This window comes from Roseovarius tibetensis (genome assembly GCF_050896375.1).
In the GTDB taxonomy this organism is placed as follows: Bacteria; Pseudomonadota; Alphaproteobacteria; order Rhodobacterales; family Rhodobacteraceae; genus Roseovarius; species Roseovarius tibetensis.
Window position 1 is genome coordinate 1 of record NZ_JBPBBB010000001.1, and the last position, 22,865, is coordinate 22,865.

A 22,865-nucleotide genomic window follows, 5' to 3' on the forward strand; every position below is an offset into this window, starting at 1 on the left:
AGCCGCCGGATTGGGTGGTTTCGAGTCACCCGGAGATTACGCCACATTCAAATTTCAACCAACTTCGCGACACGACCCTTGGGACGGTTGCGCCGGGTCACACCGACGACACGCATGAGAGTGCACCGGTGCGTGTCGCGATGGATGCGGGGGGCGCGCGACATCCCGGAGCGGGCGGCGACCAGGCGCGTGGACGGGATGATCCGCGCCTGTCACCGCCTCTCCGTTCACCTGCCGTTGCAAACACAGCCGCGCAACCCGTTATATACGGCCCCGGCACCGATGCCACGGTGCCCAAGACGCCGGTTTCCGCCGCCTTCGGGGACGGGTTGGGCACTGACATTGCCGGAAAAGGGCGCGATCCCGATCTGGCATTCGGGATCGAGACCCGCGGACAGGGCGCAAGCCCCTTGAGCTTTCAATCGGGCGGCGCCCTGCCCCGCTCAGAGATGCCACAGATGATCGCCATGCAGATCGCGGCCGCCGCCCAGAAGGCCGCGCCCGGCGCAAGGCCGGCGGTCGAGCTCATGCTCAGCCCCGAAGAGCTTGGTCCCGTGCGTTTGACCTTCACGCAGACCGAAGCGGGCGTCACCGTCAATGTGCTCGCGGATCGCGCCGAAACGCTGGACCTGTTGCGCCGAAATATCGACACGCTTGCGCAGGAATTTCTCGATATCGGCTATGAATCGGCACAATTCACGTTTGATCACGGGGATGCCGACGCCCGAAACGCCCCCCCGCCGGTCGACATGGACGATGCCGACGCGGGATCACGGACCGCGAAGGATACGCCGGACCCTATCACCCCGCTGGTGCTGGTCGCGGACCGGCTGGACATTCGCCTCTAGACACAGGAGACATCATGGAACTGACATCACCAACGCAACCGAAATCGGACCTGCCAGGGACCACGCCCGCGAAGGCAGCCGTCCCGGAAGACGGAGCCAAGCGCGGCAACGCGCTCAGTTCGGATTTCGAGACCTTTCTGAAAATGCTGACCACACAGATGCGCAACCAGGACCCGTTGAACCCGGTGGACTCCGCCGATTTCGCGGTACAACTCGCGACATTCTCGACCGTCGAGCAACAGGTCCAGACCAACGATCTGCTTGCCGGTCTCGGGACGCGGATCGATACGCTCGGGATGGGACAACTCTCGGGATGGATCGGGATGGAGGCCGAAGCACGTGTACCCGTGGCGTTCAAGGGCGCGCCGGTGTCGCTGACCACTCGGGTCGATCCGCTGGCCGATGCAGCGCAATTGGTGGTCACCGACGAACAGGGCCGCATCGTGCAACGTCAGGATATCGCCCCCACCAGCGGACGGCTTGACTGGAGCGGTCGCGATGCGACCGGCGTGCCATTGGCCCACGGCACCTATTCCGTCGCCGTGCAGTCGAGCGCCAAAGGCGAAATCCTGGCCCAGACCCCCGTGGCCGTGCACAGCCGGATCACAGAGGCCCGTCTGAACGGCGGCGAGACCGAGGTGGTGCTGGAGAATGGTCAGAGCCTGTCGGCCACCGATATCATCAGCCTCAGACAGCCGTCGAAGACAGGCTAGGTCACGACAGCGTCAAGACCGCCATGACACCGCCCGCGCCGCAAAGGGCACCGATCGCCCCGTAAGCCAGCCGGATATGCCACGGCGTGCCGGCATCCGGCGTTGGCGGGCTGGCCTGACGGATCAGGGCGGACTCCACGAGTTGCGGCAGACGGGGCCCGTAGCGCGACAGGATGGCGGCTGTCCGCCCCAGATCCCGTAGCGCGGCACGCGGCCCGATGGTCTTCTTGATGTAGTCCTCGACCACGGGCCTTGCGACCTGCCAGATGTTCATCTGCGGATCGAGGCTTCGGGCGACACCCTCGACCACGACCATCGTGCGCTGCAGGAGAATCAGTTCGGTGCGCGTTTCCATGCCAAAGCGTTCGGTCACCTCGAAGAGATAACTCAGCAAGTTGCCCATCGAGATCCGGCTGGCATCCATGCCGAAGATCGGCTCGCCCACGGCGCGCAAGGCACGGGCAAAGGCATCCATGTCGCGATCTGCCGGGACATACCCGGCCTCGAAATGCACCTCTGCCACGCGTCGGTAATCACGCTTTATGAAACCGTAAAGGATTTCGGCATACACCCGGCGCGTATACTCGTCGATATCGCCCATGATCCCGAAATCATAGGCGATGATATTGCCGTTCGGCGCGACCTTGAGGTTGCCCTGATGCATGTCGCCGTGAAAATAGCCATCACGCAAGGCGTGATTGAGAAACAGTTGCAGCACCCGCTCGGCCAGGACCGAGCGATCGTGACCGGCCGCATCGATCGCGGCGTTGTCACCCATCGACACGCCATCGGCCCAGCCCATCGTCATGACCCGTCGCGACGACAGGGTCCAATGCACGGCCGGCAGCTGGAACCCCGGATCTCCTTCGGTGTTGGCCGCGAATTCGGAGGCCGAGGCCGCCTCGAGCCGCAGGTCGAGTTCGCCCATCACGACGCCCTCGAAATGGGCGATCACATCGGTGGGGTGCAGACGGCGCGCACCGGGGGCCAGCAATTCGATCATGCGCGCGGCAAAGTAGAACGCATCGATGTCGCGGCGGAACGCACGCTCTATTCCGGGACGCAATACCTTGACGGCCACCGCCTCGCCTGTCTCGCGCAGCCGGGCCTTGTGCACCTGCGCGATCGACGCGGCGGCGACCGGCGGGCTGAAATCGTCGTAAATCTGCGACACCGGCCGGCCCAGTTCGTCGGCGATGCTCTGTCGCGCCACATCGACGGGGAATGGCGGCAACTTGTCCTGCAGCACGCGCAACTGCCCGGCAAGCTCCTCACCCACCAGATCCGGGCGGGTGCTCAGGATCTGACCGAACTTGATATATGCCGGTCCGAGGGCGGAAAGCGCCCGCAGCGCGGCCGGGCTGTCCGGATCACCCCGATATCCCAACCATTGGAACGGCCAGGCCAGGCACCGCATCGTCGCCCGCACCAGCGGCGGCGCCTCGAAGGCGTCCATGATCAGCGCCATCGCCCCGGTCCGTTCCAGCGTCGCACCGGTGCGCACAAGCCGCACGATATTGTGGGGTCCGCGCATCGCTCAGAGTTTCCAGCCGGAATGCAGACAGGCGATCCCGAGGCTCAGGTTGCGGTACTTGGCGTTGCCGAATCCGGCGGCGCGGACCATGTCCAGAAATGCCTCCTGGTCGGGGAACCGGCGGATCGATTCGACAAGGTACTGGTAGCTGTCGCGATCGTTGGCGATCGCCTGCCCGAGACGCGGGATGATGTGAAAGCTGTACAGGTCGTAGACCGTCTGCAGCATCTCGTTGGGGATCTGGCTGAATTCCAGCACCATCAGGCGCCCGCCGGGCCGCAGCACGCGATACGCCTCTGCCAATGCCTCTTGCGGGCGGGTCACGTTGCGGATGCCGAAGCTGATCGTGTAGACGTCGAAACTGTTATCGGCAAACGGCAGCGCCATCGCATCGCCGACCACCCAGTCGAGACTGTCGGCCATTGCCTCGGCCTCGGCGCGGCGGCGCCCCTCGATCAGCATAGGCTCGGTGATGTCGAGCACTGTCGCATGCCCCTGCCCTGCCCGGTCGAGGAACCGAAACGCGATATCACCTGTGCCGCCGGCCACATCCAGAAGCCTCTGACCTGCGCGCGGCGCAAGCCAGTCCATCATCGCATCCTTCCAGATCCGGTGGATGCCAAGGCTCATGGCATCGTTCATCACATCGTATTTGCCGGCGACGCTGCCGAAGACCCCGCGTACACGCCCGGCCTTTTCCGACTCGGGAATCTCGTCAAAGCCGAAATGGGTGGATTTCTCGTTCATTGGTCTTGTCGCCTTCTGTTCCCGTATTTCTTATAGGACAGGTCGGGGCGGTTACAATGCGCCCGTTTTGTCAATGCAGGTTCCACATGCCCGAATTACCCGAGGTCGAGACAGTCCGCCGCGGCCTGGTCCCCGTGATGGAGGGGGCCATGATCGCGCAGGCCGTGGTCAACCGGCCCGATCTGCGCTGGCCCTTCCCGCCCGACATGGCGAGACGGTTGACCGGGCAGCGGATCATGACGCTGCGCCGGCGATCGAAATACATCCTTGCCGACCTGGACTCGGACGAGACGTTGCTTATCCATCTGGGGATGTCGGGCCGGATGCTGATCTCGGGCAACGGGATCGGGCATTATGTTCACACCCATCCCGCACCCGAGAAACACGATCACGTCGTGCTCGACATGGAGAATGGCGCGCGGATCACGTTCAACGACCCGCGCCGCTTCGGCGCGATGGACCTGATGCCCACGGGTTCTGCCGACGCGCATCCGCTTCTCGCGAAACTGGGGCCGGAGCCGCTTGGCAATGGCTTTCACGCGCCGTACCTCGCGGCGGCGATCGCCGGGCGGTCAAGCCCGATCAAGTCGGTGCTTCTCGATCAGAGGATCGTGGCAGGGTTGGGCAACATATATGTCTGCGAGACGCTGTTTCGCGCGGGGATCTCGCCACGCCGCCGTGCCCGAAACATCTCCGCGCAGCGCGCGGGCGGGCTTGTGCCGATCATCCGCGCGGTTCTCGACGATGCGATCGCCGCGGGTGGCTCCTCGCTGCGCGATTTTCGACAGGCGACCGGCGATCTGGGATATTTCCAGCACGCGTTCGATGTCTACGGGCGCGAGGGGGCACCATGCCGCACAAGGGACTGCGCGGCGAAAATTGCGCGCGTTGTGCAATCGGGGCGGTCCAGCTTCTATTGCCCGCGCTGTCAAAGATAGGTTGATCGCGCAGCAAACAGTGGTAATGACTCGGACTGTTGGAAACAAATGAAAGCTGGTTTCATGGCCTATGAGACGATCATCGTCGAAGTAGAAGACCACGTCGCGCTCATCAAGCTCAATCGTCCTGACGCCCTCAACGCGCTCAACGACCAGCTCATGTCAGAGCTTGCGCGCGCCCTCGGCGAGGCGCAGGACAACGAGAAAGTCCGCTGCATCGTGCTGACCGGCTCGGAAAAGGCGTTCGCGGCCGGTGCCGATATCAAGATGATGAGCGGCAAGGGCTTCGTCGATGTCTTCACCGAAGATCTCTTCACCGAAGACACCGACGCGATCATGCGCGTGCGCAAGCCGATCATCGCGGCTGTCTCGGGCTATGCCTTGGGCGGCGGCTGCGAGTTGGCCATGATGTGCGATTTCATCATATGTTCGGATACGGCGAAATTCGGCCAGCCCGAGATCAATCTCGGTGTCATCGCCGGCCTCGGCGGCACGCAGCGCCTGACGCGCTATGTCGGCAAGTCCAAGGCAATGGACATGAACCTGACGGGTCGCTTCATGGATGCCGACGAGGCGGAACGTTCCGGCCTCGTCAGCCGCGTGGTCCCGGCCAAGAAGCTGATGGAAGAGGCGATGGCGGCGGCCCAGAAGATCGCCGAAAAGTCGCAGATCACGGTGATGGCCGCCAAAGAGACGGTCAACCGCTCCTACGAGACCACGCTGCGCGAGGGGCTTCTGTTCGAACGGCGCGTCTTTCACTCGCTCTTTGCGACCGAGGATCAGAAAGAGGGAATGGCCGCCTTCGCCGAAAAGCGCGAGGCGCAGTTCCGCGACAAGTGAGCAGGTCACGGGTGTATGACAGGAGGGGCGTTGCCCCTCTTGGCCTTCGGCCAATTCACCCCAGGGTATTTGACCCAAGAAGAAGGCAATGGTTTGTTAAACGCCCCATGCCAGACTGGTGCCGCGGTACAGGCTGGGGAGCCGATGACCGCCCAAGGAGAAGACGTGCCCGGCCACGGTTTGCATCGGGAAGGCTCCGACCGACGCCAGGGCCGGGCGCGCACCTGTTGTTTCTTCTTGGCAAAAATACCCCAATCCGGCGCCGGCACTCTGCGCATCCTTCGGGTCATCGCGATTTGCGCAAAAGCATCTCGTCACTTTGCTTGTCGCATGTCGTTCGACACATCTCACACAACCGGCAAGATCGCCTCTCATTCGGTCTTGTCCTCGAACAGACAGAGATCGCGGATAAGGCAGGTGCCGCAGGCGGGCTTGCGCGCACGGCAGACGTAGCGCCCATGCAGGATGAGCCAGTGATGCGCATGGCGCTGGAAGTCCACAGGAACATTGTCCTCGATGGCACGTTCGACCACCTCCACATTCTTGCCCGGACAGATGCCACTGCGATTGCCCAGACGGAAGATATGCGTGTCCACCGCCTGAGCCGGGTAGTGCCACCACATGTTGAGCACGACATTGGCGGTTTTGCGCCCGACACCGGGCAGTGATTGCAGGGCAGCGCGCGAGTTGGGCACCTCGCCACCATAGTGATCCACCAGAATGCGACTTAGCTTCAGGACATTCTTGGCCTTGTTGCGGTAAAGCCCAATGCTGCGGATATGTTCGATCAACCCGTCCTCGCCCAGATCCAGCATCTTTTGCGGCGTGTCGGCCACCTGAAAAAGAGTGCGCGTGGCACGGTTGACACCGGCATCGGTTGCCTGCGCCGACAGCGCCACGGCCACCACGAGGGTAAAGGCGTTCACATGCGCCAGCTCGCCCTCCGGATTTGGCGCGGCGGCCTCGAACCGGGTGAAGATCTCGCGGATCGTATGATAATCGAGTTGGGCTACCATCGTGGAACCTATGGCGCGATTTCAATGGATGCGCAACATTCGGGTCGTCTGCGCGGCGCCAACAGCCTATCTTGGCGACAACCAGTCAGGATTGCCCTATGACCGATCTCGAACAAAGCTATCATTACAACGTCATGCGCCGCGCGATCGCGCTGATCGACGCGCGTGGGGATACCCTTTCGCTGGACGATCTGGCGGGCGAAATGGGCATGAGTGCCGCGTATTTCCAGAGGCTCTTCTCGCAATGGGCCGGCGTCTCGCCGAAACGCTACCGGCAATACCTTGCACTCGACCATGCCAAGACGCTTCTGGCCGAGCGGTGCACCACGCTGGAGGCCGCGGACGCGGTCGGGTTGTCGGGCAGCGGGCGTCTGCACGATCTTTTCCTGCGATGGGAGGCCATGAGCCCCGGCGCCTTCGCACGGCAGGGCGATGGTCTGACCGTGCATTACGGCTGGTTCGAGAGCCCGTTCGGCACGGCGCTCGCCATGGGCACGGATCGCGGCCTTTGCGGACTGGCATTTGCCGACGAGATCGGGCGCGATGCGACCTTTGCCGACATGCGCGCGCGGTGGCCGCGTGCGGTCTGCGATCCGGCGCCAGAGCGGATCGCGCCATGGGTCGAGGCGGCCTTTGCCGGGCGCGGAGACGTGGCGGTGCAGGTGATCGGCGCGCCGTTCCAGATCAAGGTGTGGGAGGCGCTGATGGATATCCCGTCGGGGCATGTCACGACCTATTCGCATATCGCGCGGGCGATCGGGCATCCGCGCGCCGTACGCGCGGTCGGGACCGCCGTGGGGCGCAACCCTGTGAGCTATCTCATTCCCTGCCACCGCGCCCTGCGCAAATCCGGCGGGCTTGGCGGCTATCATTGGGGTCTGCCCATCAAGCGCGCGATGCTGGCCCGCGAAAGCGCGCGCACCGACGGATAGGCGGACTTCTGCGCCCGACGGCGCATCTTTTCGCGCATGGAGGCTTGGGGCTGGACGTGTTACTGCATATCTTGAACGCACGTTGTGCGCTATCGCGCGTAATCCAATGAAAGGGCCTCTCTCATGATCCGAACGAAACACCACATGCGCACCCCGATCCTTTTGCTCTCGGGGGCCTCGCTGCTGCTGGCCACGGCCTGCACCGATCCTGCCGCGCTTGGCGGACAGGACCGCCAGAAAACGCGGCAGGGTGCCATTGTCGGTGGTCTGCTCGGGGCCGGGGCCGGTGCGCTGACCAGCGACAACAAGGCGCGGGGCGCTCTGATCGGGGGGGCGCTCGGGGCTGCGGGCGGCGCCGTGGTCGGCAATGCACTCGACCGGCAGGAGGCGGAACTGCGCAATCAGCTGGATAACGACGTGGGTATCAACAACACCGGCGACAGCCTGATCGTGACCATGCCGCAGGACATCCTGTTCGCCGTCGACAGCTTCGACATCCGTCCCGGCTTGCGCCAGGATCTGTTCACCGTCGCCGACAGCCTGCAGCGCTATCCCGACACCCGCGTGCAGGTCGTCGGTCACACAGACAGCGATGGAGCCGCCAGCTATAACCAGAGGCTGTCCGAGCGGCGCGCCGAAACCGTGGCCAGCGTATTGCGAAGTGGCGGTGTTCAATCGTCGCGGATCAACGCCTATGGGCGCGGCGAGGATCAGCCGGTTGCGTCCAACCTGACCCCGCAAGGCAAGGCGCAGAACCGTCGGGTCGAGATCGTCATCGTGCCCAATAGGTAATCCGCAACCGAAAGCCCCGCGTGGGCTCAGACGACAAGGCCGGGGGATTGCGGTGTGACGCTACTCCCCCGCCTCGGGCGGCGGCCGGCCACCGCGCAGCGTCGCCCAGGCAAATCGCGGCAGGCGCAGCAAGAGCCGCCACAGAATTTCTCCGTATTCCACCTCGCCCGCCATCAGCCGCAGGTATTGGTGGCGCAAGGTGGTCGAACGGCGAAACGCGTGCTCGAATCCGGGGGCAAAACGTGGGACGAAAATCACCGGTCGGATAAGGCGCGCCATGCGCAGCGCCCGGTGGATGGGGCGCAATGCGCGGGTGTAGAGCCGGATGGCCCGTTCGGGGCGGCCGGCCGACAGGGACTCTATCGCCGCCTGTGCCGCCAATTGGCCGCTTTTCATCGCGTAGCCGATCCCCTCGCCGGTGATCGGATCGACAAGGCCGGCGGCGTCGCCTGCCAGAACGGTCGCGCCCCGTCCCGGTGTCCGGCGGAACTCTCCAAACGGAAGGAACTGGCCCTTGACCCTGTGGTCGTCCGCGTCGAGGCCCAGCATCACACAGTAGTCGGCCATGGCGCGTTTCATCGTGGGGTTCTGTGACAGCAGCCCGCCGACACCCACCGTCGTCGTTCTGCGCTTTGGAAAAACCCAGCCATAGCCCCAACTGACCGCGGCCAGATCGATACGGATGGGCGCGTCGGGGCGGAGGTGATCATCCGTCGCCTCGATCTCCAGCCCGAAACCGATCTGCGCGCGGTCAAAGCTTTGACCGAAGAGGTGCCGCGCCACCTCGCTGTTGGCCCCGTCCGCCCCGATCAGCACGCCGCAGACCAGCGTTCGACCGTCATCCAGTGTCACCACCCCCGCATCACAGTTCAGCGCCGCGATGCTGTGGCCGGTGAAATCCCCTGCCCCGGCGTCAAGCGCGTGCCCGCAGATCATCGCGTCAAGATCCCACCGCATCGTTGCACAAAGCGCGGGCGCATCGTGGATCAGGCCGACGGGACGCCCGCGAAAGCGAAAGTCGACCTCGGTCTTGCGGTCGATCGCCTCGAACGGCATCTCGTGACCGAAAATCCCGGCGTAATAGCCGCGCGCGCGCCCCGTGATCAGGCCGCCGCAAAGCTTGTCACGGGGAAAGCTCTTGCGGTCGATCAGCGCCACGCGCAGCCCTGCCCGCGCGGCCCAATAGGCCGCCGCACCGCCCGCGGGGCCCGCACCGATCACGATCACGTCGTAGCGCTCCATGGCTCAGGCCTCGGGCAGCGCGTCGCGCCGGATCATGGTCCGCAGGGCAAAGCTTGACCGCATGGACCGGATGCCCGGCATCTGCATCAAACCATCCTCGAGAAACCTGTCGAATGCGGCAAGGTCCGCGGCCACGACCCGGATCAACACATCCCGCGTGCCGGTCATCAGGTAGCATTCCATCACCTCGTCGAAGTGCCGCAAGCCATCCTCGAACGCCTTGATGCCGTCGCGGCTATGATGCTCCAGCTCCACGAAAATGAAGGCGTTGAGCGGCAGGCCCAGCTTTTCCTGGTCGATGCGCGCGGCATAGCCGGTAATGACCCCCTGCCCCTCCAGCCGGGCGATGCGCCGCGCCAGGGGTGTCGGCGACAGACCGACTACCGCCGAAAGGCAGGTCAGTTTCTGACGCCCGTCCCGTTGCAGGGCCGCGATGATGCGACGATCGATGCTGTCCATGTCCCCTGAACCGCCCTTTTTTGGCGAAAAAGCCCGCCATTACCGGACACAAGCGCGTTATTCGCCGTTTTTCCGCGTCCGACGCCGTTTACCCTGAACCGTGAAAGGATACCACCATGCTGACACGTCTTTCCTCATCGACACATGAAGAACTTTACCACGTCAAGGACCGCGACAGCCGCTTGCGCGGATTCATCGGTCTGCATTCCACCAGGCTGGGTCCGGCCGCCGGTGGGCTTCGGATGCGGGTCTATGACAGCGACGACGACGCCTTGCGCGATGTCCTGAACCTCTCACGCGGAATGAGCTACAAGAACGCCGCCGCCGACCTGCCGCTTGGGGGCGGCAAGGCGGTGATCATCGGCGATCCCGCCACCGGGAAGACGCCGGCGCTGCTGCGTGCCATGGGCCGGGCCATTGACAGCCTTCAAGGTCGGTACTGGACCGCCGAGGACATGGGCATGTCGCCGGCCGACATGGCCGAAATCGCGCGCGAGACACGCTATGTCGCGGGCCTCGATCAAGGCGTTCACGCAAGTGGCGACCCCTCGCCTGTCACGGCGCGCGGTGTGTGCGGTGCGATGCAAGCGGGGGCGATGCAGGTTTGGGGCAAGGCCGATCTCGCCGGGCGCGTGGTGGGTGTGCAGGGCCTCGGCCATGTGGGCTGGCACCTCTGTCAGCAGCTGCACGACGCCGGTGCCCGCCTTGTGGTGGCGGACATGGATGCGGGCCGTGTCGCCTCGGCCGTCACCGCGTTCGGGGCGACGCCGGCCGCGGCATCCGGAATTCTTGCGGCGCATGTCGATATCCTTGCGCCCTGTGCTATCGGTGGCGTGCTTGACGCGGCGACCATTCCACGTATCCGCGCACGCATCATCTGCGGTGCCGCAAACAATCAGCTCGCCACGCCCGATGCTGCGGCGGCCCTGATGGCCAGCGGGATTCTGTACCTGCCCGATTACGTGGTCAACGGTGGCGGCATCATCAACGTGGCGGCGGAAATCCTGCATATCGCCGAGCGTGACAGCTGGGTCGAGGATCGGCTGTCGTCGATGCAGGTCACGATCGCCCGCATCCTCGCGCAGGCCCGCGCCGACGGCGTCAGCCCCGCCGTGATAGCGGATCGTATGGTCGAGAACCGATTATTGCCACGCGCCGGATGACCGGACTGGCGGCGACCGGCTCACCCGCCGCGCCGAAGTGGCCGACGGCCACCTGTCGCAGGGGCGCCGTCGACAGACGGCCCGTTCGTGCCGGGACGTGTCACGAAGCAGCCATTCGACACGATCCGCGCATCACGACGACCGCGACCCGGCGCGTCAGTCCCAGCACCCCACGAGAACGGTCATCGCATTGGCGCGGTCGGTCAACGCCTCGGCCGACATTGTCCCCGACGTGGACGTTCGGCGCGCAGTGATCCCGCCGCGCGCCAGAACGTCCGCGAGCGCCCCGTTGGTGACCGCAAAGCTGACAGTGTCCGGCAAGCTGCGATTCTCCATCTCGTAGGCAAGCAGCATGCCAAGTACCGAACCGCCCGTGTCCAGCACGGGGCCGCCCGCATCGCCGTCGAGCGCGGCAAGCGTCAGGCGTTTCATGTGCGCCTCGCCGTTCAGACCCTTGAGATCCGAGACCTGGCCAAAGGTGACCGTCGGCCCCCCGAGCGCCCCACCGTAGGAATAGCCGGCGACCGCCACTTCGGACCTCAGGCGTGGCGTCCGGTCCTGAAAGGTGGCGACGCGCACCGGTGCAAGCCGGGTCTTCGGGCGCAGCACGGCGACACTCAGGGCGTCATCGACCAATGCGATTTCGGCCTCGTGCACGCCGTCTATCGTGACCCGCCCGCAGCCCTGCACGGCGTCCGCCGTGGTCAGAACCGCGCCCTGGTCATCGACATAAAAGCCGGATCGCGTGCGCCGGGGTTTGCGCAGTTCAAGCCCGGAGACGAGATCGATCCGCTGCAGCGACGCGTCGCCCTCTGCCGGATCCAGCGTACCCGGCAACCATTCGAAACTGTCCTGCATCTCGCGCAGCAGACGGTTGCGCCGTTCTTCGTCGCCCACCGGCCAAATCAGGGTAAAGCCCTTGATTTCACCGTTGCGCAGCCAGACCTGCGTGTGCGAGATCTCCAGCGCGCCCTCTCCGACCAGCGTGAAACCGTCGCGTTCGAGGTTGCGCGGCCCGGTCTCGGGCACGATTTCAAGCGTCTGCATGACCTCGTACAGCCCGTTCAGCGCGGCGCTGTCGCCCTCTTGGCTGATAAGCAGCACCCGCGCATCGAGATCGCCCACCGGATCGAAATGCGCGAAGGGCGGCGCGTAGCGGTCGAACGCAACACTGGCGGTCGGCATCTTCATCGCGATCCCCGTCGCGCGGTCAACCACCCTGTCCAGACCCAGACCGTCCAGCACGCTATTGTATTGACGCAAAAGCTCGGCACGCTGCCGCGTTGTCAGAACCCCGGTCGCATCGAACCCGTTACCCCGTTGCCAGCGCGCCATGGCAGCCCGCGTGCCGCGTCCGAACGCCGCGTCAATCGCGCCGTCATAGACCCCGGCCCATGTCAGGGCCTTCTGCAGGTCGAATTTCTGCTCGCGGGTCAGCCGCGCTTCGCCTGCGCGGGCCTCGCGCAAGGTCTCGCCCGGCGGCTCGGCACTCTCGGCAATGTCGGGCGCAGGCACGGACGCGACCGGCGCGGGCCGGTCGCTCGACCCCGCGCCGACGGGCCAGAACTGACGCTCGTAGGCCGAACTGCGCGCGATATAGCTGTCGCGCGCGATCCGTCCCTCACGGCGATACTCGCGCAGCAGACGCTCCGCCGCATCGCGGTCATAGGGGCCGAGGGCAATCGCATACCAGCCATTGCCAAGCGAAAACCCGTTGACCGAGGGAAGGGTGGCGGCGTAACGCCGCGCGGCGTCTCGTGCCTCGGCAAGGCTGGACTTCGCCTCGATCTGGACCCAGACGACGGGTGCGGTCGACACGCCCGGACCCTGTTGCGCGCGACCCTCTGTCGCGCCGACAAAGGCAAGGCACATCAGGACCAGAAAAATACGCAGCATAGGGGTTTCCCGATCAAACAGGCGCAACACGGCCATCGCTGTAAGGTTTAGCAAAATTCCCCGCCGATGCACCCCCCAAAGTCGTGGAAGATCACGCCAATCCGATAACGGACACGCGATTGACCCTTCCGCGCGGGACGCCTAGAGAAAGGCGGCACTTTCAGGGGTGGTCCCCAAGGGTATCGCATGATGCAAGACGCAGACAGACCGCGCAGCTTTCAGGAGATCATCCTGAGGCTTCAGACCTATTGGGCGACCAAAGGGTGCGCCGTGATGCAACCCTACGACATGGAGGTTGGCGCGGGCACCTTCCACCCCGCCACCACGCTGCGCAGCCTCGGCCCCCGCCCGTGGGCAGCCGCCTATGTGCAACCGTCGCGCCGGCCCACCGACGGGCGCTACGGCGAGAACCCCAACCGGCTGCAGCACTACTACCAGTACCAGGTGCTGATCAAACCGTCGCCGTCCGACCTTCAGGACCTTTATCTCGGCAGCCTTCAGGCAATCGGCATCGACATGGCGCATCACGATATCCGCTTCGTCGAGGATGACTGGGAAAGCCCCACCCTGGGCGCCTGGGGTCTGGGCTGGGAGGTCTGGTGCGACGGCATGGAGGTGTCGCAGTTCACCTATTTCCAACAGGTCGGCGCGCATGACTGCCATCCCGTCTCGGGCGAGCTGACCTACGGTCTGGAACGTCTGGCGATGTATGTGCTGGGCATCGATCACGTCATGGAGATGCCCTTCAACGACCCCGCCGCGCCCATCCCGCTGACCTATGGCGACGTGTTCCGCCAGACCGAGCAGGAATACTCGCGTTGGAACTTCGACGTGGCAAATACCGAGGTTCTGTTGCGGCATTTCGAAGAGGCCGAGGCGGAGTGCGATGCGATCCTCGGGCAAGAGGATGTCGATCCCAAGACCGGCCACCGCATCGTCATGGCGCATCCCGCCTATGACCAGTGCATCAAGGCCAGCCACATCTTCAACCTTCTGGATGCGCGCGGCGTGATCTCGGTGACCGAACGTCAGGCCTATATCGGACGCGTGCGCGCACTGGCCCGCAAATGCGCCGACGCCTTCGTGCGGACCGACGCCGGCGGAAAGGCAGCGTAATGGGAAAGATACTCGCGATTTTGCTGGTCGGCGCGGGCCTGATCGCCGGTGCGGGCATGTATTACCTGCAGGTCTACCACTTCTACGAAGACGTGCCGGCGACCGGCGCAGACGACGTGCAACTGACCACGCAAGCCGGCGGCACACGCGAGGCGCTGCCGCATGGCGATTTCCAGGCGATCGACGCCGACAGCTCGCCCATCCGCTACCGCGCCTGTTTCACCACTGACGCGCGGCCCGATGAGTTGAGTGAGACCTACGCGCCCTACCCTCAGGCCGAGCCGCTCAATGCGCCGGTCTGGTTCGACTGTTTCGACGCGCAGGCCATCGGCGAAGCTCTGGAGGACGGGCACGCGCAGGCCTTCCTCGGGCAGCGCGACATCGAATACGGCATCGACCGGATCGTCGCCATCACCGGGGACGGGCGCGGCTATGTCTGGCACCAGATCAACCGCTGCGGCGAGGTTGTGTTCGACGGCCAGCCCGCGCCCGACGACTGCCCCGAACCGCCCAAAGGATACTGACCGCATGCCCGATCTGCTGATCGAACTCTTTTCCGAGGAAATCCCGGCGCGGATGCAGGCCCGTGCGGCCGAGGATCTGCGCGCCCGGATGACCGACGCGCTGGTCGAGGCGGGGCTGACCTATGCGGGCGCCGCCAGCTTTGCCACGCCCCGCCGACTGGCGCTGACGGTGCATGGCCTGCTGGCCGAAAGCCCGACCACGCGCGAGGATCGCAAGGGCCCGCGCGTCGATGCCCCCGAAAAGGCGATCGAGGGGTTTCTGCGCGGCGCGGGCGTCTCCCGCGACGATCTGCAGATCCGCGACGAGAAGAAGGGTCAGGTCTATTACGCCATCCTCACCCGCCCCGGTCGCCCGGCGGCCGATATCGTGGCCGAAGAGCTGGAAAAGATCATCCGCAATTTCCCGTGGCCCAAATCCATGCGGTGGGGCAACGGCAGCTTGCGATGGGTGCGGCCCCTGCACTCGATCCTCTGCCTTCTCACCGATGACTCGGGCGAGGCGCAGGTCGTGGACCTCGAGATCGACGGCATCCGCGCGGGAAACATCACGCGCGGGCACCGCTTCATGGCGCCCGATGCATTTTCTGTAACGTCCTTCGAGGATTACGCGGCAAAGCTCAAGCGCGCGCATGTCGTCCTCGACGCGCAGGAACGCGCCGAGGCGATCTGGCACGACGCCACCAATCAGGCCTTCGCCGGTGGGTTCGAGGTGGTCGAGGATCGCGGGCTGCTGGCCGAGGTCGCGGGGCTGGTGGAATGGCCCGTGGTGTTGATGGGTCGGATCGACGAGGAATTCCTCGACCTGCCGCCCGAGGTGCTACAGACCTCGATGAAGGAGCATCAGAAGTTCTTTTCGGTGCGCAACCCCGCGACGGGCCGGATCGAACGCTTCGTTACCGTCGCCAATATCGAGACCCCGGATCACGGCGCGACGATCCTTGCAGGCAACCAGAAGGTGCTGGCCGCGCGGCTGTCGGATGCCAAGTTCTTTTGGGAGAACGACCTGCGCACGATCCGCGACAAGGGGTTGGAGGGCATGGCCGAAGGGCTGGCGCATGTCACGTTCCACAACAAGCTGGGGACGCAAGCCGACCGCGTGGGGCGCATCGCGGCACTGGCCCGCGAGATTGCGCCATTGGTCGGCGCCAAGCCTGATCTCGCCGCCGAGGCCGCGCGCGTGTGCAAGGCCGATCTGGAATCCGAAATGGTTGGCGAATTTCCCGAATTACAGGGGCTTATGGGCCGTTATTACGCCGAGGCCGCCGGCCATGACGACGGTATTCCGGAAGCCTGCGAGGAGCATTACAAGCCCTTGGGTCCGGGCGATGCCGTGCCCTCCGCGCCCGTCTCCGTGGCCGTGGCCCTTGCCGACAAGATCGACACGCTGACGGGCTTCTGGGCCATCGACGAGAAACCTACCGGCTCGAAAGACCCATACGCTTTGAGGCGAGCGGCGTTGGGGGTTATTCGGTTGGTTTTGGGGAATGGGTTGCGGGTTAACATATCAGAGAAGTTGATTGAGAGGCACATTCTAGCGAGCCTGATAATGATTAAAGGCGCAGAATTTCGGCTTCGGGGTGAGAAAATCGCCTCTGATAGCCTAACAAGTCTGTTAAGCAGTGAAGAGCGTAAAGATATTAGTTATCGAATGGTTGATGCCGATAGTGAGGCATCTGAGGAGCGATTACTTGAGAGAATGGATGTAATCACCGCATCTCTCCTCGCCTTCCTCCACGACCGCCTCAAGGTGCACTTGCGTGACGAGGGCATCCGGCATGACGTGATCGACGCCTGTCTCGCGATGCAGGGCAATGACGACCTCACGCTGCTGGTCAAGCGCGCCACGGCCCTCTCCGATTTCCTCAAGACCGACGATGGCGAGAACCTGTTGCAAGGTTTCAAGCGCGCCAACAACATCCTGACGCAGGCCGAGGACAAGGACGGGGTCGAGTATTCCTTTGGTGCGAATGTGAAATTCGCGGAGACGTCCGAGGAAAAGGCGCTGTTCACCGCGCTGGACACCGCAGAGCCGCAGATAACGGCCGCGCTGGAGGCCGAAGATTTCGCTGGGGCCATGCGCGCCATGGCCGATCTGCGCGTACCCACCGATGCGTTCTTTGACGCCGTGCAGGTCAATGTGGACAACGCCGTGATCCGCCGCAACCGGCTCAACCTGCTCAGCCGTATCCGCACGATCTGCCTGCAGGCCGCCGATCTGACCCGTATCGAGGGGTAAGGCGGGGCGCGTGGCGGCGCTCGGGCTTGAGGGGGCTTTGCGGCAGATACCTCAGCGCGATACGCGGCCGCAGGGCCATCGCACGTTCGCGGACAGGCGATGGCCCTTCTGTTTCGAATGACCTCTCAAGCTCAGTCGCGCGCAGTCACACGCCTTTGATCCTTTCCCTTGCCATGCGCGCAGTGCGGCGTATTCTGCAGCCAAAGCAAAGGTGCCGCAGTGCAGCAAGACGCCCAAGATATCACCCTCATCACCCCGTCGGCCCCGGTGCAGACCGCCACCCATGGCGGCCGGGCGAAATGTCTGCAGCGTCTCGTGCGGCTCGACCTGCCGGTGCCGCGCACCGTCGCCCTGTCGTTTCAGGCCGTGCACCGGATCGCCGCCGGCGATCTGCCGGATATCGCGCAGCTTCTGGCACCGTTCGGCGAGGCGCCGCTGCTATGCGTGCGCCCATCCTCGGAAGATCCCGACTGGGGCGGGCCCGGCGCGGTTCTGAATATCGGGATCAATGACGCCCGCTTAGCGCAGTTGGCCGACCAGATCGGCCGTCCCGCAGCGTCAGAGATCTATCTGCGCTTCGTGCAAGCCTATGCGACGCATGTTGCGCGGCTTGACCCGGACATCTTCGACGACGTGTCGGAAGATCCCGTCGAAGGGCTGCGCGAGGCGCTGCGCGCCTACGAGGCCGAGACCGAAGAGGCGTTCCCCCAGGATCCCGGCGTGCAGTTGACGGAGGTCCTGCGCTCGATGGCCCGCGCGTGGGAGGGGACGACGGCGCGGCTGCTCCGGCAGGGCAAGGGGGCGCCCGCCGATGCCGGGCTGGGCCTCGTGGTGCAAGAGCTTGCGCTTGGCCTTGGCGAGGGCGAATGCGGGTCCGGCGTCATGCAGCTTGTCAACAGCCAGACGGGCGCGCGCCAGATCACCGGGCGCTATCTCAGCCAGAGCCAGGGGCGCGACGCGCTGCAACGCGGCGCGGACGCGCTGTTTCTGGAACGCGACGCGCGCGGCCCGTCGCTGGAGGAGCTGGCACCCGACGCCTTTGACAGGATCAAGTCATATGCCGCGCTGATGCGGACCACGCTGCGCGAGGAGATGCAGGCCGAGTTCACAATCGAGAACGGCAAGGTCTGGCTGCTGGACGGGTTGCGCGTGGCGCGCAATGCCCGCGCCGCGGTCGGCATCGCCGTGGCCCTGGCCGAGGACGGGATCATCAGCCGGGGCGAGGCGCTGATGCGGGTCGAGCCGCGCGCGCTCAACGAGTTGCTGCACCGGCAGGTGGACCCCGAGGCACGCCGCGACGTGCTGGCGCACGGTATCGCCGCCAGTCCGGGTGCGGCGTCGGGCCGGGTGGTGTTCACCGCCGCCGACGCGCAGGCGGCGCAGGCCAGGGGCGAGCCGGCGATCCTCGTGCGGCGCGAGACCAGCCCCGAGGACATTCGCGGCATGCACGCCGCCGTCGCGGTCCTGACCGAACGCGGCGGCATGACCAGCCACGCGGCGGTGATCGGACGCGGGATCGGCCTGCCCTGCATCGTGGGCGCGTCCGAGATCCGGTTCCAGACCCGGCTCGGCCAGCTGACCATGCCCGGCGGGCGCGTCATCCGGGCGGGCGAGACACTGACCATCGACGGCACGAATGGTGTCGTCCTTGCCGGCGAGGCCCCGTTGCTGGAGGCCGCGCGCGACGGGTCGTTCCAGACGCTGATGGGCTGGGCCGACAATGTCCGCGACATCGCGGTGCGGGCCAATGCCGACACGCCCGCCGATGCAGAGGTGGCGCGCAAGTTCAACGCCCGCGGCATCGGCCTGTGCCGGACCGAGCACATGTTCTTCGAGGATGACCGCCTGACCGTCATGCGCGAGATGATCTTCGCGGATACCAGCACCGATCGCGCCGCGGTGCTGGAACGGCTGCTGCCCATGCAACGTGCCGATTTCACCGACCTTTTCCGTATCATGCAGGGACAGCCGGTCTGCATCCGCCTGTTCGATCCGCCACTGCACGAGTTCCTGCCGACCGACCGCGCGGGACATCTGCAACTGGCCGAGGCGCTGGACCTGCCGCTATCGGATGTCACGCGCCGGGTCGAGGCGCTTGGCGAATACAACCCCATGCTGGGCATGCGCGGCGTGCGCCTTGGCATCACCGTGCCCGAGATCTACGACATGCAGGCCCGCGCCATCTTCGAGGCGACGCTCGAGGCAAGCCGAGAGGGTGCGCCGGTGGTCCCCGAAATCATGATCCCGCTGGTCAGCGCGCGGCGCGAGGTCGAACTGGTCAAGACCCGCATCGATTCCGTCGCAGCAGCGGTGCGCAACGAGACCGGTCACGACTTTGCCTACCGGCTGGGCGTCATGGTGGAAACGCCGCGCGCCGCCCTGCGCGCCGGCGAGATCGCGCCGCTGGTGTCGTTCCTCAGCTTCGGCACGAACGACCTGACGCAGATGACCTATGGCCTGTCGCGCGACGATGCCGGGCGCTTCATGTCCGATTACGTCCAGCAGGGCGTCTACCCCGAGGATCCGTTCCATCAGCTCGACACCGATGGTGTCGGAGAGCTGCTGCGCATCGGGGCCGAGCGCGGTCGTGCCGCCAACCCGGACGTCGTGCTGTCGATCTGCGGCGAGCATGGCGGCAACCCCGAATCGATATCGTTTTGCCGCGATGCGGGCTTCGACTACGTATCGTGTTCGCCATTCCGCGTGCCGGTGGCGCGGCTTGCCGCGGCGCAACTGACCGTGCGCGACACGATCGGACAGTGCGGTTGATATTTCAGGCAACGGTCGGATCGTGGCCCCCGCGCACCGCGTCACAAAATGACATGAGCGGGTCCCCGCCGACCCCTCGGCTGGACGCGAAGCTTAAAATTGTCTAAAGGATCTCGTCAAATTGAAGATGCCACCCTTCAAGAGACGGAGACGACAGATGAAACGCATACTGGCAAGCGCCTTGCTGGTCATGGCGGCAGGTCCGCTGCTGGCCGACACCCCCGTGACCCGCCTGATGGAGCAAGAGACGCGCGCGCTACGGTCCATTCCGGGTGACCGGATGGCCAGCTACCTGAGAAGCCCCGAGATCGATATCGAATACTCGCGCGACTGGCTGGCGGAAAAGACCGTGGGCGGCGGAAACGCCCAGTCCGCCTGTCTGGCGGAGGCGCTGTATTTCGAGGCGCGCGGCGAAAGCGTCAAGGGTCAGTTCGCTGTGGCGGAGGTCATCATGAACCGGGCCAGCAGCGCCGAATTCCCCGACAGCGTCTGCGGGGTGATCCGTCAGGGCACGGGGCGCAAGTATCAGTGCCAGTTCACCTATACCTGCGACGGCCTCGCGGAAAATATCGCCAATCCCGCAGCCTTCGACCAGGTCGACAAGGTCGCACGCCTGATGGTGCAGGGCGCACCGCGGCGCCTGACTGCCGGGGCCACGCATTATCACACCAAGGCCGTCAGCCCGCGCTGGTCCCGGGTCTTTCCCCGAACGACGACGATCGGGGTGCACCATTTCTACCGCAAGCCGACGCGGCTGTCGCAAAACTGACGCCGCAATGCGGGTATTGCCCGCACAAGCCGGACAATCCCGGTTGACTCGACCGCCCGCGTCGATACAAGGCGGGTCTGACACGATAATCACGGGCGCGCAAAGCGTTCGGCGCAGGAGATACCCAAATGGCGAAGCCGACGACAATCAAGATTCGTTTGAACTCGACCGCGGGCACGGGCCATTTTTACGTGACCAAGAAGAACGCGCGGACAATGACCGAAAAGATGACGATCCGGAAGTTCGATCCGGTCGCGCGAAAGCATGTCGAATACAAGGAAGGCAAGATCAAGTAGATCATTGCCTTGGGCGCGCCCGCGGACGGTTCCCGTCCCGATGAACATTCACGTGACGTGCAGGATGCGGCGTGGCACCTGTCCGGGTGAATGCCTTGGCAGGTGCGATGTAATAACGCGCCCGATATCTAACCCCATCGCACAACTTTAGCTTGTTATGGCAGGCCCAAAGGGTGTATTTCCGAAGCGGTCGCGCGGGACACCGCACGATCTGCTTTAACGGAACGGACCTCTGGCCGGGGAAGGCTTGCGGACAGGATCTGCTGGTGCCACTGACGGCGCGATCAGGCCAAAAAGGAATATTGGGGTAGATATGGCAACCAGTCAGGACCTGACAGAAAACGAACAGCTTTTTCTCGAGCTGGTCAACCGCGCCCGCCTCGATCCGGCGGCCGAGGCAGAGCGTTATGGCATAGGGCTCAACGACCCGACGCCGGGCAACCCTACCGATGAGCCGTCGCAGGTGTTGACTGCCGACCCCAAGCAACCGCTGGCCCACAACCCCCTTCTGGCGCTTGCTTCGACCCGGCATTCCGATGACATGCTTGCCAGGAACTATTTCGATCACGAGGCCGAAGACACGCAGCAATCCCCCGCCCCAAACGGCGTGACGCCGACGGAACGTGTCCGGGATGCCGGCTACAATCTTGACGCGCCTTCTGCAGTTGGCGAAAATATCGCGTGGTTGGGGACGACCGGTACGCCCGATCTTCAGGCGTATATCCTGGATCACCACGCCGGTCTTTTCAGAAGCGCGGGTCATCGGGAAAACATTCTAGACGACGTGTTTCGCGAAACCGGTGTTGCGCAGGGTGAAGGAGTGTTTCGCTTCCAACCCGAGGGCGGGATAGAGCGCGATTACAACGCGTCCATGCTGACCCACAAATTCGGCACGTCCGGGACGGAGATCTTCCTGACCGGGGTGGCCTATAACGATCTTGACGGCGACGAGTTCTATTCGATTGGCGAATCCAAGGCGGGTGTCGATGTTTCGGTGGCGGGAACCTCCGATCAGACGGCCCCGGCGGGCGGGTATACGCTGGCGCTGGCCGGTGGCACGACGCAGACCGAACTGTCGTATACATGGGATGGCGAAACCCGCACGGTGACTGTCGATATGGGCGGTCACAACGTCAAGGTCGATATGGTCGGCGGCAACCGCATCATGGCCTCGGGGGATCTGGCCCTGGGCGATGGTCTGATCGAAGGCGGTCTTCTGGGCGCGGGCGACCTGATCCTGACGGGCAACGACCTCGACAACCTGCTGATCGCGGGTCGCGGGAACAACATAATCGACGGCGGAGACGGCTATGACATCGCCCGATTCTCCGGGTCCAAGGCAGATTACGAGATCAGCTCACCGCAGGACTCGACGATCGTCACCGATACGCGAACAGGTGTTGAGAGCGATGGCGAGAACGACCTGACCGGGATCGAAAAGCTGATTTTCGCCGACGGGTATCACCTGTTTCCCGGTGACGGTCCGATGCGCGTGACAGGCCACCTGCAGGATGCGGCGGGCGACGACATGGTCGGGGCCTCGGTGGAATTCACCCCGCAGGACGACGCAACGCCGAAATGGGGCATGGCGACCGACGCCACCGGTGGTTTCGACCTTGGATTGGCCAGTGGCGCGGCGGGACGGCTCCACGCGCAGCTTGATGTCAGGGAGGACGATCCCGACATAACCGCCGGGGACGCGCTGAACGTGCTGCGCATCGCGGTCGGGCTCGAGCCGTCGTTCGGACCGGCGCAGGCCCAGAACTTTGTCGCAGCCGACCTCAACGGGGATCAGCGCGTCACGGCCGGCGACGCGCTGGAGGTGCTGCGGCATGCCGTCGGTCTGGAAAGCGAGCACGCACCGAAATGGGCGTTCTTCGACGCCGATACCGACTGGCAGACGCTGGAGATTGACAAGGACAATGTCGCTGTCGAGCGTGGCGTGGACATCGCATCGCTTGGCACTGACGCGGATATCACGATGACCGGCATCCTGCTGGGCAACATGGACACCGTGTAGACCAGAAAGACGCGA

The 22,865-nt window shown here is 64.7% G+C and carries 20 protein-coding genes; 14 read left to right on the forward strand and 6 right to left on the reverse strand.

Annotated elements, in window-relative coordinates:
- Positions 1-290: 290 nt before the first annotated feature.
- Together fliK and ACROSR_RS00010 are read left to right on the forward strand one after the other, a co-directional pair.
- Positions 291-848 (forward strand): flagellar hook-length control protein FliK, encoded by a 558-nt coding sequence (gene fliK, locus ACROSR_RS00005; RefSeq protein ID WP_432681698.1) that lies wholly within the window; start codon positions 291-293, stop codon positions 846-848.
- A gap of 14 nt (positions 849-862) precedes the next feature.
- Positions 863-1,561, forward strand: a complete 699-nt coding sequence (locus ACROSR_RS00010; protein ID WP_432681699.1) for a flagellar hook capping FlgD N-terminal domain-containing protein — start codon at positions 863-865, stop codon at positions 1,559-1,561.
- Position 1,562: 1 nt separating this feature from the next.
- Here ACROSR_RS00010 and ubiB read toward each other — a convergent pair whose 3' ends face one another.
- Positions 1,563-3,095, reverse strand: a complete 1,533-nt coding sequence (ubiB, locus tag ACROSR_RS00015; RefSeq protein ID WP_432681700.1) for a 2-polyprenylphenol 6-hydroxylase — start codon at positions 3,093-3,095, stop codon at positions 1,563-1,565.
- 3 nt (positions 3,096-3,098) lie between these two features.
- Positions 3,099-3,842, reverse strand: coding sequence for a bifunctional demethylmenaquinone methyltransferase/2-methoxy-6-polyprenyl-1,4-benzoquinol methylase UbiE (gene ubiE / locus ACROSR_RS00020; RefSeq protein WP_432681701.1), 744 nt, complete (start codon positions 3,840-3,842; stop codon positions 3,099-3,101).
- Positions 3,843-3,928: 86 nt separating this feature from the next.
- Here ubiE and mutM point away from each other — a divergent pair, with 86 nt between their 5' ends.
- Both mutM and ACROSR_RS00030 read left to right on the forward strand, forming a co-directional pair.
- Complete coding sequence (gene mutM / locus ACROSR_RS00025; protein ID WP_432681702.1) at positions 3,929-4,780, forward strand: bifunctional DNA-formamidopyrimidine glycosylase/DNA-(apurinic or apyrimidinic site) lyase; 852 nt, start codon at positions 3,929-3,931, stop codon at positions 4,778-4,780.
- Between the two features lie 63 nt (positions 4,781-4,843).
- Entirely contained in the window at positions 4,844-5,620 is a 777-nt protein-coding gene (locus ACROSR_RS00030) for an enoyl-CoA hydratase (protein ID WP_432682052.1), read from the forward strand.
- A 371-nt stretch (positions 5,621-5,991) separates the two neighbouring features.
- Here the strand turns inward: ACROSR_RS00030 and nth are convergent, their stop codons facing one another.
- Positions 5,992-6,636, reverse strand: coding sequence for an endonuclease III (gene nth, locus ACROSR_RS00035; RefSeq protein ID WP_432681703.1), 645 nt, complete (start codon positions 6,634-6,636; stop codon positions 5,992-5,994).
- 98 nt (positions 6,637-6,734) lie between these two features.
- Between nth and ACROSR_RS00040 the strand changes: the two genes are divergently transcribed.
- Complete coding sequence (locus ACROSR_RS00040) at positions 6,735-7,568, forward strand: methylated-DNA--[protein]-cysteine S-methyltransferase (RefSeq protein ID WP_432681704.1); 834 nt, start codon at positions 6,735-6,737, stop codon at positions 7,566-7,568.
- A gap of 123 nt (positions 7,569-7,691) precedes the next feature.
- On the forward strand, positions 7,692-8,360 hold the full coding sequence (locus ACROSR_RS00045) for a YiaD family glycine zipper/OmpA-like lipoprotein (protein WP_432681705.1): 669 nt from the start codon (positions 7,692-7,694) through the stop codon (positions 8,358-8,360).
- Between the two features lie 60 nt (positions 8,361-8,420).
- Here ACROSR_RS00045 and ACROSR_RS00050 read toward each other — a convergent pair whose 3' ends face one another.
- Positions 8,421-9,602: a geranylgeranyl reductase family protein gene (locus tag ACROSR_RS00050; protein ID WP_432681706.1), complete on the reverse strand. Its 1,182-nt coding sequence runs from the start codon at positions 9,600-9,602 to the stop codon at positions 8,421-8,423.
- A gap of 3 nt (positions 9,603-9,605) precedes the next feature.
- A complete protein-coding gene (locus tag ACROSR_RS00055; RefSeq protein ID WP_432681707.1) occupies positions 9,606-10,061 on the reverse strand; it encodes an Lrp/AsnC family transcriptional regulator in 456 nt (151 codons plus the stop codon).
- Between the two features lie 116 nt (positions 10,062-10,177).
- Between ACROSR_RS00055 and ACROSR_RS00060 the strand changes: the two genes are divergently transcribed.
- The gene (locus ACROSR_RS00060) at positions 10,178-11,224 is read left to right on the forward strand and encodes a Glu/Leu/Phe/Val family dehydrogenase (protein WP_432681708.1); all 1,047 of its coding nucleotides are present in this window, start codon (positions 10,178-10,180) and stop codon (positions 11,222-11,224) included.
- Positions 11,225-11,380: 156 nt separating this feature from the next.
- Here the strand turns inward: ACROSR_RS00060 and ACROSR_RS00065 are convergent, their stop codons facing one another.
- Positions 11,381-13,120 (reverse strand): serine protease, encoded by a 1,740-nt coding sequence (locus ACROSR_RS00065; protein ID WP_432681709.1) that lies wholly within the window; start codon positions 13,118-13,120, stop codon positions 11,381-11,383.
- A gap of 189 nt (positions 13,121-13,309) precedes the next feature.
- Here ACROSR_RS00065 and ACROSR_RS00070 point away from each other — a divergent pair, with 189 nt between their 5' ends.
- The 7 genes from ACROSR_RS00070 (at position 13,310) to ACROSR_RS00100 (ending at position 22,850) form a co-directional block, all read left to right on the forward strand.
- Positions 13,310-14,236: a glycine--tRNA ligase subunit alpha gene (locus ACROSR_RS00070; protein WP_432682053.1), complete on the forward strand. Its 927-nt coding sequence runs from the start codon at positions 13,310-13,312 to the stop codon at positions 14,234-14,236.
- Positions 14,236-14,760, forward strand: a complete 525-nt coding sequence (locus ACROSR_RS00075) for a DUF6446 family protein (protein WP_432681710.1) — start codon at positions 14,236-14,238, stop codon at positions 14,758-14,760. The genes ACROSR_RS00070 and ACROSR_RS00075 overlap by 1 nt, the downstream gene beginning before the upstream one ends.
- 4 nt (positions 14,761-14,764) lie before the next feature.
- Complete coding sequence (gene glyS, locus ACROSR_RS00080) at positions 14,765-16,996, forward strand: glycine--tRNA ligase subunit beta (protein WP_432681711.1); 2,232 nt, start codon at positions 14,765-14,767, stop codon at positions 16,994-16,996.
- A 219-nt stretch (positions 16,997-17,215) separates the two neighbouring features.
- Positions 17,216-19,765: a putative PEP-binding protein gene (locus ACROSR_RS00085; RefSeq protein WP_432681712.1), complete on the forward strand. Its 2,550-nt coding sequence runs from the start codon at positions 17,216-17,218 to the stop codon at positions 19,763-19,765.
- Positions 19,766-19,922: 157 nt separating this feature from the next.
- Positions 19,923-20,534 (forward strand): cell wall hydrolase, encoded by a 612-nt coding sequence (locus ACROSR_RS00090; protein WP_432681713.1) that lies wholly within the window; start codon positions 19,923-19,925, stop codon positions 20,532-20,534.
- Between the two features lie 128 nt (positions 20,535-20,662).
- The gene (rpmG, locus tag ACROSR_RS00095) at positions 20,663-20,830 is read left to right on the forward strand and encodes a 50S ribosomal protein L33 (RefSeq protein WP_005856346.1); all 168 of its coding nucleotides are present in this window, start codon (positions 20,663-20,665) and stop codon (positions 20,828-20,830) included.
- 313 nt (positions 20,831-21,143) lie between these two features.
- Complete coding sequence (locus ACROSR_RS00100; RefSeq protein WP_432681714.1) at positions 21,144-22,850, forward strand: CAP domain-containing protein; 1,707 nt, start codon at positions 21,144-21,146, stop codon at positions 22,848-22,850.
- The last annotated feature ends 15 nt before the right edge of the window (positions 22,851-22,865 follow it).